Origin of the sequence: Curtobacterium sp. VKM Ac-2852, assembly GCF_013205045.1 — a bacterium.
GTDB classification, from domain to species: Bacteria; Actinomycetota; Actinomycetes; order Actinomycetales; family Microbacteriaceae; genus Curtobacterium; species Curtobacterium flaccumfaciens.
This window is the reverse complement of sequence record NZ_JABMLI010000004.1, coordinates 400,200-414,271: the sequence shown is the minus strand read 5'-3', so window position 1 is coordinate 414,271 and position 14,072 is coordinate 400,200. Positions and strand designations below refer to the sequence as shown.

At 69.2% G+C, this 14,072-nt stretch carries 10 protein-coding genes; 7 read left to right on the top strand and 3 right to left on the bottom strand.

The window, feature by feature from the left end; translation table 11 throughout:
- The 7 genes from gcvH to HQQ79_RS16910 all read left to right on the top strand — a co-directional run bounded on the left by gcvH (nt 1) and on the right by HQQ79_RS16910 (nt 9,822).
- Entirely contained in the window at nt 1-378 is a 378-nt protein-coding gene (gene gcvH / locus HQQ79_RS16940) for a glycine cleavage system protein GcvH (RefSeq protein ID WP_027464550.1), read from the top strand.
- Nucleotides 375-3,296: an aminomethyl-transferring glycine dehydrogenase gene (gcvP, locus tag HQQ79_RS16935; protein ID WP_173035800.1), complete on the top strand. Its 2,922-nt coding sequence runs from the start codon at nt 375-377 to the stop codon at nt 3,294-3,296. The genes gcvH and gcvP overlap by 4 nt, the downstream gene beginning before the upstream one ends.
- 537 nt (nt 3,297-3,833) lie before the next feature.
- Nucleotides 3,834-5,462 (top strand): ABC transporter substrate-binding protein, encoded by a 1,629-nt coding sequence (locus HQQ79_RS16930; protein WP_173035798.1) that lies wholly within the window; start codon nt 3,834-3,836, stop codon nt 5,460-5,462.
- Nucleotides 5,463-5,644: 182 nt separating this feature from the next.
- Nucleotides 5,645-6,574: an ABC transporter permease gene (locus HQQ79_RS16925; RefSeq protein WP_027464553.1), complete on the top strand. Its 930-nt coding sequence runs from the start codon at nt 5,645-5,647 to the stop codon at nt 6,572-6,574.
- On the top strand, nt 6,564-7,514 hold the full coding sequence (locus tag HQQ79_RS16920) for an ABC transporter permease (RefSeq protein WP_027464554.1): 951 nt from the start codon (nt 6,564-6,566) through the stop codon (nt 7,512-7,514). The genes HQQ79_RS16925 and HQQ79_RS16920 overlap by 11 nt, the downstream gene beginning before the upstream one ends.
- Nucleotides 7,511-9,253, top strand: coding sequence for an ABC transporter ATP-binding protein (locus HQQ79_RS16915; RefSeq protein WP_027464555.1), 1,743 nt, complete (start codon nt 7,511-7,513; stop codon nt 9,251-9,253). Before HQQ79_RS16920 ends, HQQ79_RS16915 begins: the two co-directional genes overlap by 4 nt.
- 62 nt (nt 9,254-9,315) lie before the next feature.
- The gene (locus HQQ79_RS16910) at nt 9,316-9,822 is read left to right on the top strand and encodes a PH domain-containing protein (protein WP_173035796.1); all 507 of its coding nucleotides are present in this window, start codon (nt 9,316-9,318) and stop codon (nt 9,820-9,822) included.
- Between the two features lie 105 nt (nt 9,823-9,927).
- Here HQQ79_RS16910 and HQQ79_RS16905 read toward each other — a convergent pair whose 3' ends face one another.
- The 3 genes from HQQ79_RS16905 to HQQ79_RS16895 are packed head-to-tail and all read right to left on the bottom strand — an operon-like array spanning nt 9,928 to nt 13,987.
- The gene (locus HQQ79_RS16905) at nt 9,928-12,072 is read right to left on the bottom strand and encodes a dipeptide ABC transporter ATP-binding protein (RefSeq protein WP_173035794.1); all 2,145 of its coding nucleotides are present in this window, start codon (nt 12,070-12,072) and stop codon (nt 9,928-9,930) included.
- Entirely contained in the window at nt 12,065-13,003 is a 939-nt protein-coding gene (locus HQQ79_RS16900; RefSeq protein ID WP_083404166.1) for an ABC transporter permease, read from the bottom strand. Before HQQ79_RS16900 ends, HQQ79_RS16905 begins: the two co-directional genes overlap by 8 nt.
- 3 nt (nt 13,004-13,006) lie before the next feature.
- Nucleotides 13,007-13,987, bottom strand: coding sequence for an ABC transporter permease (locus HQQ79_RS16895; protein WP_027464558.1), 981 nt, complete (start codon nt 13,985-13,987; stop codon nt 13,007-13,009).
- Nucleotides 13,988-14,072 lie beyond the last annotated feature (85 nt).

The following is a 14,072-nucleotide window of genomic DNA, read 5'->3' as shown; positions in this document are numbered from 1 at the left end:
ATGACCGACCAGACCGCACTCCAGTACACGGCCGACCACGAGTGGCTGCTCGTCGAGGGCGACACCGTCACCGTCGGCATCACCGACCACGCCGCCGAGCAGCTCGGTGACGTCGTCTACGTCGAGCTCCCCGCCGTCGGCACCGCCACCACCGCCGGTGCGCAGATCGGCGAGATCGAGTCGACCAAGAGCGTCGGCGAGCTCTTCGCCCCGATCGAGGGCGAGGTCGTCGAGGTCAACGACGCCGTCGTCGACACCCCCGACACCGTCAACCAGGACCCGTTCGGTGCCGGCTGGCTCGTGAAGATCAAGGTCGACGGCACCTCGTTCCCCGAGGACCTGATGGACCACGACGCGTACCGGGCCTCCATCGCATGACCGCGTTCGAGAACCTCCAGACGTCCTTCGCCGACCGCCACATCGGCACCACCCCGGCCGACCAGCAGGCCATGCTCGACGTCGTCGGGCAGCCGTCGCTCGACGCCCTGGTCCGTGCGGCGATCCCGGAGTCCATCCACGTCGGCCCCGTCGCCGACTCGGTGATCCCGGCTGCCGTCGGCGAGACCGAGGCGCTCGCCGAGCTCCGCGCCAAGGCCGGCCGCAACACCGTCCGCCGCGCCATGATCGGCCTGGGCTACCACGGCACCCACACGCCCGCGGTGATCCAGCGGAACGTGCTCGAGAACCCGAGCTGGTACACGGCGTACACGCCCTACCAGCCGGAGATCTCGCAGGGCCGCCTCGAAGCACTCATCAACTTCCAGACGATGGTGTCCGACCTGACCGGCATGGCCACCGCCGGCGCCTCGATGCTCGACGAGGGCACCGCCGTGGTCGAGGGCATGCTCCTCGCCCGCCGCGCGTCCAAGGTCAAGGGTGACGCGTTCCTCGTCGACGCCGACCTGCTGCCGCAGACCCGTGCGCTGCTCGACCACCGTGCCGACGCCGTGGGCATCACGCTGCGCGCGTTCGACGCTGCCGACGGCCCGAGCGACGACCAGCTCGACGGTGCGTTCGGCGTCATCCTGCAGTACCCGGGCGCCTCGGGCCGCATCGTCGACCCGTCGTACGTCATCGAGCGGGTCCACGCCGGTGGCGGCATCGCCGTCGTCGCGGCCGACCTGCTCGCGATGACCCTGCTCGCCAGCCCCGGCGACCTGGGTGCCGACGTGGCCGTCGGGACGAGCCAGCGCTTCGGCGTCCCGCTCGGCTTCGGTGGCCCGCACGCCGGCTACCTCGCGGTGCGCGCCGGCCTCGAGCGCCAGCTCCCCGGTCGCCTGGTCGGGGTGTCCTTCGACGCCGACGGCCAGATGGCCTACCGCCTCAGCCTGCAGACCCGCGAGCAGCACATCCGCCGCGAGAAGGCGACGAGCAACATCTGCACCGCGCAGGTCCTGCTCGCCGTGATGGCCTCGATGTACGCGGTCTACCACGGGCCCGAGGGCCTGCGGTTCATCGCCGGACGGGTCGCCCGGACCACCGGTGCACTCGCCGCCGTGGCGCGTGACGCCGGGGTCGAGGTCGTGCACGACGCCTTCTTCGACACGCTCACCCTGCGGGCCGTCGGTCGCGCCGGGGCGATCGTCGCGGCAGCGCAGGACGCCGGCTACCTGCTGCACGTCGTGGACGCCGACACGTTCCAGCTGTCCGTCGACGAGACGACCACGCCCGACGACGTCGTGGCGCTGGCGGGCGTGCTCGGGGCGGTGGACGTCACCGTCCCCGCGACCGAGACCGCCGTGCGCGACGCGGCCACGGGCCTCCCGGCCGCCCTGCAGCGTGAGAGCGACTACCTGACGCACCCCGTGTTCAGCGCACACCGCAGCGAGACCCGCATGATGCGGTACCTCAAGCACCTGTCCGACAAGGACTACGCGCTCGACCGCGGCATGATCCCGCTCGGCAGCTGCACGATGAAGCTCAACGCGGCGACCGAGATGGCCGCCGTGACCTGGCCGGAGTTCGCGAACATCCACCCGTTCGCACCGCGCGAGGACGTCGAGGGGTACGTCGACATGATCGGCGACCTCGAGTCGTGGCTCGCCGAGGTCACCGGCTACGACACCGTCTCCCTGCAGCCGAACGCCGGCAGCCAGGGCGAACTCGCCGGCCTGCTGGCCATCCGCGGGTACCACCAGGCCAACGGCGACAGCGAGCGCACGGTCTGCCTGATCCCGTCGAGCGCCCACGGCACGAACGCGGCGTCCGCGGTGCTCGCCGGCATGAAGGTCGTCGTCGTGGCCTGCGACGAGAACGGCAACGTCGACCTCGAGGACCTCCGCGCCCGCGTCGTCGCCCACGCCGACACCCTCGCGGCCCTGATGATCACGTACCCGTCCACGCACGGCGTCTACGAGCACGACATCCGCGAGATCTGCGACGCCGTGCACGACGCCGGCGGCCAGGTCTACGTCGACGGTGCGAACCTCAACGCGCTGCTCGGCCACGCCCGCTTCGGTGACTTCGGCGGCGACGTGTCGCACCTCAACCTGCACAAGACCTTCTGCATCCCCCACGGAGGTGGCGGCCCCGGCGTGGGACCCGTCGCCGCGAAGGCGCACCTGGCACCGTTCCTGCCCGGGCACCCGTTCGCGCAGCAGGCCGACCGACGCTCCGGTGCGACCGTCGCCGAGGCGGACGACCGCCTGGCGCACGCCGGCGGCCCGGTCAGTGCTGCTCCGTACGGCAGCCCGAGCATCCTGCCCATCACGTGGACGTACGTCCGGATGATGGGGCTCGAGGGCCTCACCCGTGCGACCGAGGCCGCGGTCCTCGGGGCGAACTACATCGCGGCTCGTCTGCGTGACGCCTTCCCCGTGCTCTACACGGGCGACGACGGACTGGTCGCGCACGAGTGCATCCTCGACCTCCGCCCGCTGCGCGACACCACCGGCATCACGGTCGACGACGTCGCGAAGCGCCTGGTCGACTACGGGTTCCACGCGCCGACGATGTCGTTCCCGGTGGCGGGCACGCTCATGGTCGAGCCGACCGAGAGCGAGGACCTCGCCGAGCTCGACCGCTTCGTCGACGCCATGCTCGCGATCCGGGCCGAGGCCGCAGCGGTGGAGCGCGGGGAGTGGCCGGCGGACGACAACCCGCTGGTGCACGCGCCGCACACCGCTTCGTCGGTGATCTCGGGGGAGTGGGCGCACGCCTACACCCGCGAGCAGGCCGTCTACCCGCTGCCGGGCATCAGCGGCCGGAAGTACTGGCCGCCGGTGCGTCGCATCGACCAGGCGTACGGGGACCGCAACCTGGTGTGCGCCTGCCCGCCGATCGAGGCGTTCGCCTGATCCGACCGGCGCCGACGTCCCGTCGTCGCTGCCCGCTCGGTCGCCGAGCGCCTCGTGCCCCGTCCGGTCCGCCGGGCGGGGCACGGTCGCGTCCGGGCGTCCTCGGGTCCGGGCGTCCGGGCGTCCGGCCGGGCGGTCACGACACCCCGCTCAGTTCCGCCGAGCGGTCACGAACCGTCGTCCGGACCCGCTCCCACCGACAGTTCGTGACCACTCGGCGCGCCACCCACGGCGGGTCCTGACCGCTCGACGCGCCCCCTCAGCCGTACCCCTGAGCGATGCTCGCCCGTCGCCCGACTTGCACAGAAGTGTGACGGAGTGCAATGGATTTCATGCGGATGCAACAAAAACGCACCCTTCACCGGCACGCGCGCGAATGTTGCATCTTCTCGCAAGGATCGTGCAACTTGGTTACCGGCGTGTAACCGTTCGCCCCTGGGTTTGGACGCCGCTGTTCACCTTGCCTACGCTGCAAAGGTCAAACGCGCCCGGGTGACACCGCTGTGCCCTTGCGCGTCCCATGCACCAGGAGGAACCTTGATCAAGAAGCGCGCCGGGCTCTCAGCCCTCGCCGTGCTCGGGGCCACAGCACTCGCCCTGACCGCCTGCTCCAGCAACAGCTCGTCGAACGGCGGTGACTCGGGCTCGGCGAACGCGTCCGGGATCGTCACCACGAACGGCAGCGAGCCGCAGAACCCGCTGATCCCGTCGAACACCACCGAGACCGGTGGCGGCAAGATCATCGACTCGCTCTTCGAAGGCCTCGTCTCGTACGACGCCGACGGCAAGCCGGTCAACGAGGTCGCGAAGAGCATCAAGACCGATGACTCGAAGACCTTCGACATCACGCTCAACACGAACTACACCTTCACCAACGGCGAGAAGGTCACGGCCGAGTCGTTCACCAAGGCGTGGAACTGGGCAGCCCAGAAGTCGAACGCCCAGGGCGCCAGCTACTTCTTCGAGAACATCGAGGGCTACGACGCCGACAAGGACTCCGAGCTCACCGGCCTCAAGGTCGTGGACGACGACGAGTTCACCGTCACGCTGAAGTCGGCGCAGTCCGACTTCCCGCTGTCGCTCGGCTACTCGGCGTTCGTGCCGCTCCCGTCGGCGTTCTACGACGACACCAAGGCGTTCGGTGAGAACCCGATCGGCAACGGTCCGTACAAGCTCGACGGCAAGAAGGCCTGGACGCACAACCAGTCCATCAAGCTCGTCGCCAACAAGGACTACGAGGGCAAGCGCAAGCCGAAGAACGGTGGTCTCACGATCACGATCTACGCCTCGCAGGACACCGCGTACTCCGACGCCCAGGGTGGCAACCTCGACGTCCTCGACGCCGTGCCGGACAGCGCGTTCAAGACCTACAAGTCCGACTTCCCGGACTCGAACGTCAACCAGGCCGCCGCGATCTTCCAGGCGATCTACCTGCCCTACTACCTCGACCACTGGAAGGGTGAAGAGGGCAAGCTGCGTCGCGAGGCCGTCTCGATGGCGATCAACCGCAAGCAGATCACCGACAAGATCTTCGACGGCACCCGCACCCCGGCCAAGGACTTCACCTCCCCGGTGATCGCCGGCTGGAACGACGACCTCGAGGGTTCGGACGTCCTGGACTACAACGAGTCCGAGGCCAAGAAGCTCTGGGCCGAGGCCGACAAGATCTCGAAGTACGACGACACGCTCACCATCACGTACAACGCCGATGGTGGACACGAGGCCTGGGTGACCGCGGTCACGAACTCGATCTCGAACACGCTCGGCATCAAGGCCGAGGGCAACGCGATCCCGACGTTCCAGGAAGCCCTGGACCTCCAGACGAACGACAAGCTCACGGGCGGCAGCCGCACCGGTTGGCAGGCCGACTACCCGTCGCTGTACAACTTCCTCGGCCCGACCATGGGTGAGGGCTCGTCGAACAACTACTCGCGGTACGACTCCAAGGAGTACAACGAGCTGCTCGCCAAGGGCCGTTCGGCTGCGACGGTCGAAGAGGGCAACAAGTCCTTCGACCAGGCACAGGAACTCCTGTTCCAGGACCTGCCCGAGATCCCGCTCTGGTACTCCAACGTGACCGGTGTCTGGAACGCGGACAACGTGTCGAACGTCAAGTTCGGCTGGAACTCGGTGCCGCTGTACTACGACATCGAGGTCAAGAAGTAACACCGGTCTCCTCGAGACCAAGGCGCGAGCAGGTATCCTGCCTCGCGACCCCCGTACCACGGTGACAACACCCCCACACAGCGGGCGCCCTCCCGCACCGGACATCCGTGCCGACCCTCGGACCGTCCACCCCTCACCACAATGAACCTGATCGACATCGCTCCGGACCGGGCAGTGATCTGATGCTCTGGTACCTCGGCAAGCGCCTCCTGCAACTCATCCCCGTGTTCTTCGGGGCCACGTTCCTCATCTACTTCCTGGTCTTCTCGCTGCCCGGCGACCCGATCGCCGCGCTGTTCGGCGACCGGCAGCCGTCGCCGCAGGTCATCGAGACGCTGCGTCAGCAGTACAACCTCGACAAGCCGTTCATCGTGCAGTACCTGCTCTGGATCGGCGGCGTGTTCCGCGGCGACCTCGGCGTGACCTACTCCGGTCTGCCGGTCAGCCAGCAGCTCGCGTCGGCCTTCCCGATCACCGCGCGCCTGGCGATCCTCGCGCTCGTGTTCGAGGCCGTCGCCGGCATCGTCGTCGGCGTCATCGCGGGTCTGCGCAAGGGCAAGCTGTTCGACGCCACGGCGCTCGTCGTGTCGCTCCTGCTCATCTCGGTGCCGACCTTCGTCGTCGGGTTCGTGCTGCAGTACGTCTTCGGCATCAAGCTCGGACTGTTCCGGGTCACCGTCTCGGGCGAGGCCCCTTGGAGCGAACTCGTCCTGCCGGCGATCGTGCTCGCGTCGGTGTCGTTCGCGTACATCGTGCGTCTGACCCGGGCCAGCGTCGCCGAGAACATGAGCGCCGACTTCGTGCGCACCGCCACGGCCAAGGGCCTGCCCCGTCGTCGTGTCGTCGGCGTGCACATCTTCCGGAACTCGCTCATCCCCGTGGTGACCTACCTGGGCGTCGACATCGGCAACCTGATGGTCGGCGCGATCGTCACCGAGGGCATCTTCAACATCAACGGTGTCGGCGGCACGGTGTTCCGTGCCGTCAAGCTCGGCGAGGGCCCGACGGTGGTCTCCTTCGTCGCCGTGATGGTCATCATCTTCATGCTCGCCAACCTCCTGGTGGACCTGCTCTACGCCGTCCTGGACCCGAGGATCCGCTATGCCAAGTAACGCCGCACCCCGCTCGGCGACGCACTACGTCGCCCCGCTCGAAGAAACCCCCCTGCAGGCGGTCGACCAGGTCAACGAGGACGAGAAGACCCGTTCCCTGTGGACCGACGCCTGGGAGTCGATGCGGACCCGCCCGACGTTCTGGATCTCCTCGGTCCTGATCCTGCTGATCATCGTCGTCGCGGTCTTCCCGGGGCTCTTCGCCCACGTCGACCCGAGGGCGTCGAACCTGGACAACAGCGACGGCGGACCCGAGGCCGGGCACATCCTCGGCTTCACCCGTCAGGGCTCGGACGTCTACGCCCGCGTGATCTGGGGTGCCCAGAACTCGCTCATCGTCGGCATCGTCGCGACGATCCTGGTGTCGATCGTCGGCATCGTGATCGGTTCCCTGGCCGGCTTCTACGGCGGCTGGCTCGACACGATCGTGTCCCGCATCGGTGACATCTTCTTCTCGATCCCCACCGTCCTCGGTGCGATCGTGATCATGTCGGTGATCCCGGCGCGGAACGCGATCACCGTCGCGCTCGTCCTCGCGGCGTTCGCGTGGCCGCAGATCGCCCGCATCATGCGTGGCGCCGTGCTGAGCGCCAAGCAGGCCGACTACGTCATGGCGTCGGCGGCCCTGGGCGTCAGCCGGTTCCGGACGCTCCTGCGCCACGTCATCCCGAACTCGCTGGCTCCGGTCATCGTGGTCGCGACCGTGTCGCTCGGCACGTTCATCGTCGCCGAAGCCACGCTGTCGTTCCTCGGCATCGGTCTGCCGCCGTCGGCCCTGAGCTGGGGCCTCGACATCGGCACCGCCCAGACGTCGATCCGCACGAACCCGTCGACGATCTTCTGGCCGTCGGCTGCCCTGTCCATCACCGTGCTCGCGTTCCTGCTCCTCGGTGACGTGGTGCGCGACGCGCTCGACCCGAAGGCGAGGGCCCGCCGATGAGCGAGACGCTGACCCAGACGAACAGCAGCCGCACCGGGGGCTCCGGCGCGCCGCTGCTCGAGATCACCGACCTGCAGGTCGGCTTCAAGACGCAGAGCGGCCTCGTGCAGGCCGTCCGCGGCGTCAACCTCACCCTCGAGCAGGGCGAGCGCCTGGCCATCGTCGGCGAGTCCGGTTCGGGCAAGTCGACGAGCGCCCAGGCGATCATCAAGCTGCTCCCCGGTACCGGTGAGGTCACCGGCGGTTCGATCAAGTTCAACGGGCGTGAGCTCGTCGGGCTGAGCGACAAGGAGATGTCGGAGATCCGCGGGAAGGAGATCGGCTACGTCCCCCAGGACCCGATGTCGAACCTCAACCCGCTGTGGTCGATCGGCTTCCAGGTCGAAGAGGCGATCCGCGCGAACGGCATGGCGACCGGCAAGAAGGCCGTCCGTGACCGTGCCGTCGAGGTCCTGCAGGAAGCCGGTCTCGGCGACGCGTCGACCCGCCTGAAGCAGTACCCGCACGAGTTCTCCGGCGGCATGCGCCAGCGCGTGCTCATCGGCATCGGTCTGTCGAGCCGCCCGCAGCTGCTCATCGCCGACGAGCCGACGAGTGCGCTCGACGTCACCGTCCAGCGCGTCATCCTCGACCACCTCGAGAGCCTGACCCGCGACTTCGGCACCTCGGTGCTGTTCATCACGCACGACCTCGGGCTCGCCGCCGAGCGCGCCGAGAAGCTCGTCGTGATGTACAAGGGCCAGGTCGTCGAGGCCGGTCCCTCGAAGGAGATCCTGGCCAACCCGCAGCACCCGTACACGCAGCGTCTCGTCGCGGCGGCCCCGTCGCTGGCCAGCCGTCGCATCCAGTCGAAGGTGCAGCACCAGCGGGTCGACATCTCCGACGCCGGCAACGACGACGCCGAGCTGATCGCCCGGGCCCAGGAACGCGAGCACCGTCCGGCCGAGGACCTCATCGTGGTGAAGAACCTCGAGAAGGTCTACAAGCTGCGCGGCAAGAGCCTCGCCACCCGCGAGCTCAAGGCCGTCGACGACGTGTCGTTCTCGATCCAGAAGGGCACCACCACGGCGCTCGTCGGCGAGTCCGGTTCGGGCAAGTCGACCGTCGCGAAGCTCGTCCTGCAGCTCGAGAGCATCACGAGCGGCACCGTGCAGTTCGACGGCACCGACATCGGCGCGCTGAAGGGCAAGGACCTCTTCGACTTCCGCCGCCGCGTGCAGCCGGTGTTCCAGGACCCGTACGGCTCCCTGGACCCGATGTACAACGTCGGGAACACGATCGCCGAGCCGCTCGCCACGCACAAGGTGGGCGACAAGGCCTCGCGTCGCGCCCGGGTGCTCGAGCTGCTCGACCAGGTCGCGCTGCCGAAGTCGATGGTGAACCGCTACCCGAACGAGCTGTCCGGCGGCCAGCGACAGCGCATCGCCGTCGCTCGTGCGCTGGCGCTCAAGCCGGAGGTCATCGTCCTCGACGAGGCCGTCTCCGCGCTCGACGTGCTCGTGCAGGGCCAGATCCTCGACCTGCTCACCGAGCTGCAGACCGAGCTCGGCCTGACGTACCTGTTCATCACGCACGACCTCGCGGTCGTCCGCCTCGTCGCGGACAACGTCTGCGTCATGCGCCGTGGGCAGATCGTCGAGAAGGCGACGACCGACGAGGTCTTCGCCGCCCCGAAGGAGCAGTACACGAAGGACCTCCTGGCCGCCATCCCCGGCGCCGGGTTCGAGTTCGGACGCTGATCCACCTGGACACGAACGAGGCCGGACGCCCCGTCGTCCTCCGCGCTGGTCGCGGGGGCGCGGTGGCGTCCGGCCTCGTCGCCGTCCTGGGCCTGTTCCTGCTCGGCGATGCGGCGTTCCGGGGGAGCTGGGACGTCGTCCTCCGCGCCGCCGGCCCGATCGCCGTGCTCGTCTGGGCGCTCTGGGTCCTGACCTACCGCCCGTGCATCGTCATCGACGAGCGCGCGGTCACCGTGGTGAACCCGCTCCGCCGCACCGTGGTGCCGTGGCAGGCCGTCGCCGACGTCCGGCTCCGCTGGCAGATCGTGATCGAGACGGTCGCCGGCCGGAAGGTCCAGTGCTGGGGCGGCCCGTCGCTGCCACGGCCGAAGCCGGCCCGGCGGGGTGAGCGGGCGGTCCTGCGACAGCCCGACGAGATGACCGTGCTGCTCGACCGCTGGTCCGAGCACCGCGAGCGCGCCGGTGCCGGCGACGCCGTGCGCGGCTGGGACGTGCCGGCCCTGACGGTCGGCGCAGCCGCGCTGGTGCTGCTCGCCGCTTCGCTGCTCAGCCTGTGGCTGGGAGCCTGACGCGGCTCGCGATCGCGACCACAGGACGGACGGGAGGCCCGGCGCACGACGTGCTCCGGGCCTCCCGTCCGTCTGCTGGTCACGTCCACGACGTGACCAGCGTCGTCAGACGACCGCGCCGACCCGCTCGGTGAGCAGGTGCTCCTGGTCGGTCTGGATGCAGGCGACACCGCGGCCGTGCACGGGCTCGAGACCCGGGTCGATCGTGCGGCACTGCTCCTGGCGGCCCTCGTCGAGGAGCTGGTAGAGCGGGCAGCGCGTGCGGAACCGGCACCCGTCGATGCGTTCCGTGGGGGAGGGCAGGTCGCCGTCGAGCAGGATGCGCCCGCGGGCGGCCTCGGCCATGGGGTCCGGCACCGGCACGGCCGACAGCAGGGCCCGGGTGTACGGGTGCTGGGGGTCCGAGAACACCGCGTCGCCATCGCCGTACTCGACGATTCGGCCGAGGTACATGACCGCGACGTCGTCGGCGATGTGCCGGACCACGGACAGGTCGTGCGCCACGAACAGGTACGACAGCCCGAGGCGGTGCTTGAGGTCCTCGAGCAGGTTGATCACACCGGCCTGCACCGACACGTCGAGCGCGGAGACCGGCTCGTCGAGCACCAGGATCTTCGGCTCGACGATGAGCGCACGAGCGATGCCGATGCGCTGCCGCTGGCCGCCCGAGAACTCGTGCGGGTACCGGTCGATGTAGCTCGGCTCGAGCCCGACCAGCTCGAGCACCTCGCGCACCCGCCGGCGGATCTCGTCCTTCGCGACGCCGTGCACGGTGAGGGGTTCACCGATCACCGAGCCGATGTCGAGCCGGGGGTCGATCGACGCCATCGGGTCCTGGAACACGACCTGGATGTCACGGCGCAGTGCCAGACGGTCCTTCTTGGACAGCGAGGCGGTGTCGACGCCGTTCACCCGGATGGTGCCGTGCTGGGCCCCGGCGAGCTCGAGGATCTCCATGATGGTGGTCGTCTTGCCGCAGCCGGACTCGCCGACCAGACCGAGCACCTGCCCGCGCTTGAGCGTCAGGGAGATGCCGTCGACGGCGTGCACCTCGCCGATCTGCCTGCGGAACAGCGCACCCTTGGTGAGCGGGAACGTCTTGACCACGTCCTGCAGCTCGAGCACGACGTCGTCGCCGTGGTCGACGGCCGCCTCGGGGACGTCCTCGGGGCGGGGGAAGATCTCCGAGCGCTCGAGGGTGCCCGCGGCGATCTCGTCGCGACGGATGCACGCGGCGGTGTGGTCGTCGAGCAGGGTTCCGTTGCCGATCGTCGTGACGGCACCGGTCAGGACCGGGTTGTCGGCGCTCTGCGGCACCGACGGTGCGACGAGGGCGGGTTCGCCGTCGCGGCAGGCGTCGATGACGGCGGGGCAGCGGTCGGCGAACGGGCAGCCTGTCGGCTTCTGCGTGAGCAGGGGCGGGCGGCCGTCGAGCGGGACGAGTCGCTCGGTGCGGGCGGACGTCATGTTCGGCATCGAGCGGAGCAGCCCGATCGTGTACGGCATCACCGGCTCGCGGAACAGGGGGAGCACCGGCGCCGTCTCGACGATCCGGCCGGCGTACATCACGGCGACGCGGTCGGCGTTGCCGGCGACGACGCCGAGGTCGTGGGTGATGAGCACGACGGCCGCACCGGTCATGTCCTTGGCGGTCTGCAGCACGTCGAGGATCTGCGCCTGGATCGTCACGTCGAGCGCCGTGGTGGGCTCGTCCGCGATGATCAGCTTCGGGTCGTTCGCGATGGCGATGGCGATCATCGCGCGCTGGCGCATGCCGCCGGAGAACTCGTGCGGGAACGCGTCGAGTCGTCGAGCCGGGTTCGGGATGCCGACGATGCGCAGGAGTTCCTCGGCGCGGGTGCGTGCGGCGTGCTGGGTGAGGGAGCGGTCGTGCAGGCGCAGGCCCTCGATGATCTGCTGGCCGATCGTGTACACCGGCGTCAGGGCGGACAGCGGGTCCTGGAACACCATCGCGATGTCACGACCGCGCAGCGCCGACATCTCGCGGTCGTTCCTGCCGACGAGCTCCTGTCCGTCGAACCGGATGCTGCCCTGCACCTGGGCGGACGACGGCAACAGCCCCATCACGGCCATCGAGGACACCGACTTGCCGGAACCCGACTCGCCGACGATGCCGAGGAACTCGCCGGGAGCCACCGAGTAGTCGACACCCCGGACCGCGTAGACGGGCTTGGTCTTCGGGTTGAACGTGACCGACAGGTCGGACACGGTGAGCAGCGGCTCAGTCACGGTTGGCTCCGGAGGTGGGGTCGATGGCGTCGCGCAGGGCGTCGCCGAGCAGGCTGGTCGAGAGCACGGTCGCGACGAGCGTCGCGGCGGGCAGGACGAAGAGCCACGGGCGGGTGACGGCGGACTGGCTGCCGGCGGCGAGCAGGGTACCGAGCGAGACGTCGGGGATCTGGATGCCGAAACCGAAGAAGCTCAGCGAGCTCTCCGCCAGGATCGCGGCACCGACGCCGAGCGTGGCGTCGATGATGAGCAGCGACGCCACGTTCGGCAGGATGTGCCGCCGGATGATCGTGAACGCCGGGACACCCATGAACCGGGCGGCCTTGACGTAGTCGCGTTCGCGCAGGGACATCGTCTGACCGCGGATCACCCGGGCCATCACCATCCAGCTGAACACCGCGAGGCCGACGATGAGGGCCACCCACGTCAGGTTCTTGAACACCGGGCTGAGCAGCACGAGCGCGTAGAACGACGGGATCACGAGCAGCAGGTCGATGACCCACACGAGCAGCCGGTCGGTGACGCCGCCGAAGTACCCGGCGATCGCGCCGACGATGCCGGCGATCAGGGTCGCTGCCGGACCGGCGATCAGGCCGATGAGCAGCGACTTCTGCAGGCCGACCAGGGTCTGCGCGTAGATGTCCTGGCCGATGTCGTTCGTGCCGAACCAGTGCGCGGCGCTCGGCGGCATGCCGAACGCCAGTCCGTCCGAGTCGACGGCGTTCCAGTGGTACAGGTACGGGCCGAGGAACGCCCAGAGGATGATGAGGAGCAGGGCGCTGCCGCCGATGCGCGCGCGCCAGGTGCCGAACACCTTGCGCCAGAGCGGGGTGCGGCCGCCCTTCACCTCGATGACGTGCGCCGGCGTACCGGCGTTGCCGTCGCCGGGGTCACCGGCGGTGGTCGTGGTCGTGGGGTCGAGAACAGACACGGGTCACACCCTCACTCGCGGGTCGAGCGCGGCGTACAGCAGGTCCGCGAGGGTCCCTGCGATGAGCACGAGGATCGCCGTGAAGAGGATCGTGCCCGACGCCGCGTTGATGTCGTTGTTGCTGATGCTCTGGACGAAGTACTCGCCCATGCCGTGCCAGCTGAAGACCAGCTCGGTGATGCTCGCGCCGGTCAGGATGAGTCCGAACGAGTACGCGAAGAAGGTCGACATCGGGATGAGGGCGACCCGCACACCGTGGCGCATGATCGCCGACCCGCGGGTGCGGCCCTTCGACCGTGCGGTGCGGATGAAGTCGTTCGACAGCACGTCGAGCATCGCCGAGCGCTGGTAGCGCGAGTACGTGGCGACGGCGCCGATGGTGAGCGAGATCGTCGGTAACAGCAGGTGCCCGAGCCGGTCGCCGAGCACCGGGAAGAACCCGGTCACCCCCGGTGTGTACTCGCCGGTGAACCGGATCACCTGCGTCCCGACGCCCTGGTTGAGCGTGGTCGCGAGGATCATCAGCACGACCGCGATGACGAAGGTCGGGGTGGCGAGCACCGCGAACGACAGGTAGGTCGACACCTGGTCGGACGTGCGGTACTGCCGGACCGCGTTCCAGACGCCGAGCAGCACCCCGAGGATCGCGCCGAGCAGTGTGCCGATCACGAGCAGCCGCAGGCTCGTGCCGGAGCGGGCGATGATGTCGGCCGTCACCTCGGTGCCGCGGGTGCTCATGCCGAGCGAGCCGTGCGTCACCAGACCGACCCACCAGTCCCAGGTGCGGACGAGGAGCGGGGTGTCCGGATCGGCGCCGAGCTTGCGGAGCGACGCCTGGATGGTGCCCGGCGGCACGGCCGGGTTGCGCCCCAGGAACCGGGCGGCCGGGTTGAGCGTCGTGCTGGCGAGGATGTACCCGAGCGTGGTCGCCACGATCGTCAGGACGATGTAGTTGACGATCCGCTTTGCGATGAAGGCGAGCATGTGGTTCGTGACCTCTGGGTGCGGCCGTCCGACCGGACGGCGTTGTCGGTGGCGACAGGCTAGCCGTTCGAGCGACTGGGTGGGA

Bases quoted from the DNA above. Each gene is read 5' to 3' on its own strand.
- gcvH (WP_027464550.1), top strand. From the start codon at position 1: ATGACCGACCAGACCGCACTCCAGTACACGGCCGACCACGAGTGGCTG.
- gcvP (WP_173035800.1), top strand. From the start codon at position 375: ATGACCGCGTTCGAGAACCTCCAGACGTCCTTCGCCGACCGCCACATC.
- HQQ79_RS16925 (WP_027464553.1), top strand. From the start codon at position 5,645: ATGCTCTGGTACCTCGGCAAGCGCCTCCTGCAACTCATCCCCGTGTTC.
- HQQ79_RS16920 (WP_027464554.1), top strand. From the start codon at position 6,564: ATGCCAAGTAACGCCGCACCCCGCTCGGCGACGCACTACGTCGCCCCG.
- HQQ79_RS16915 (WP_027464555.1), top strand. From the start codon at position 7,511: ATGAGCGAGACGCTGACCCAGACGAACAGCAGCCGCACCGGGGGCTCC.
- HQQ79_RS16895 (WP_027464558.1), bottom strand. From the start codon at position 13,987: ATGCTCGCCTTCATCGCAAAGCGGATCGTCAACTACATCGTCCTGACG.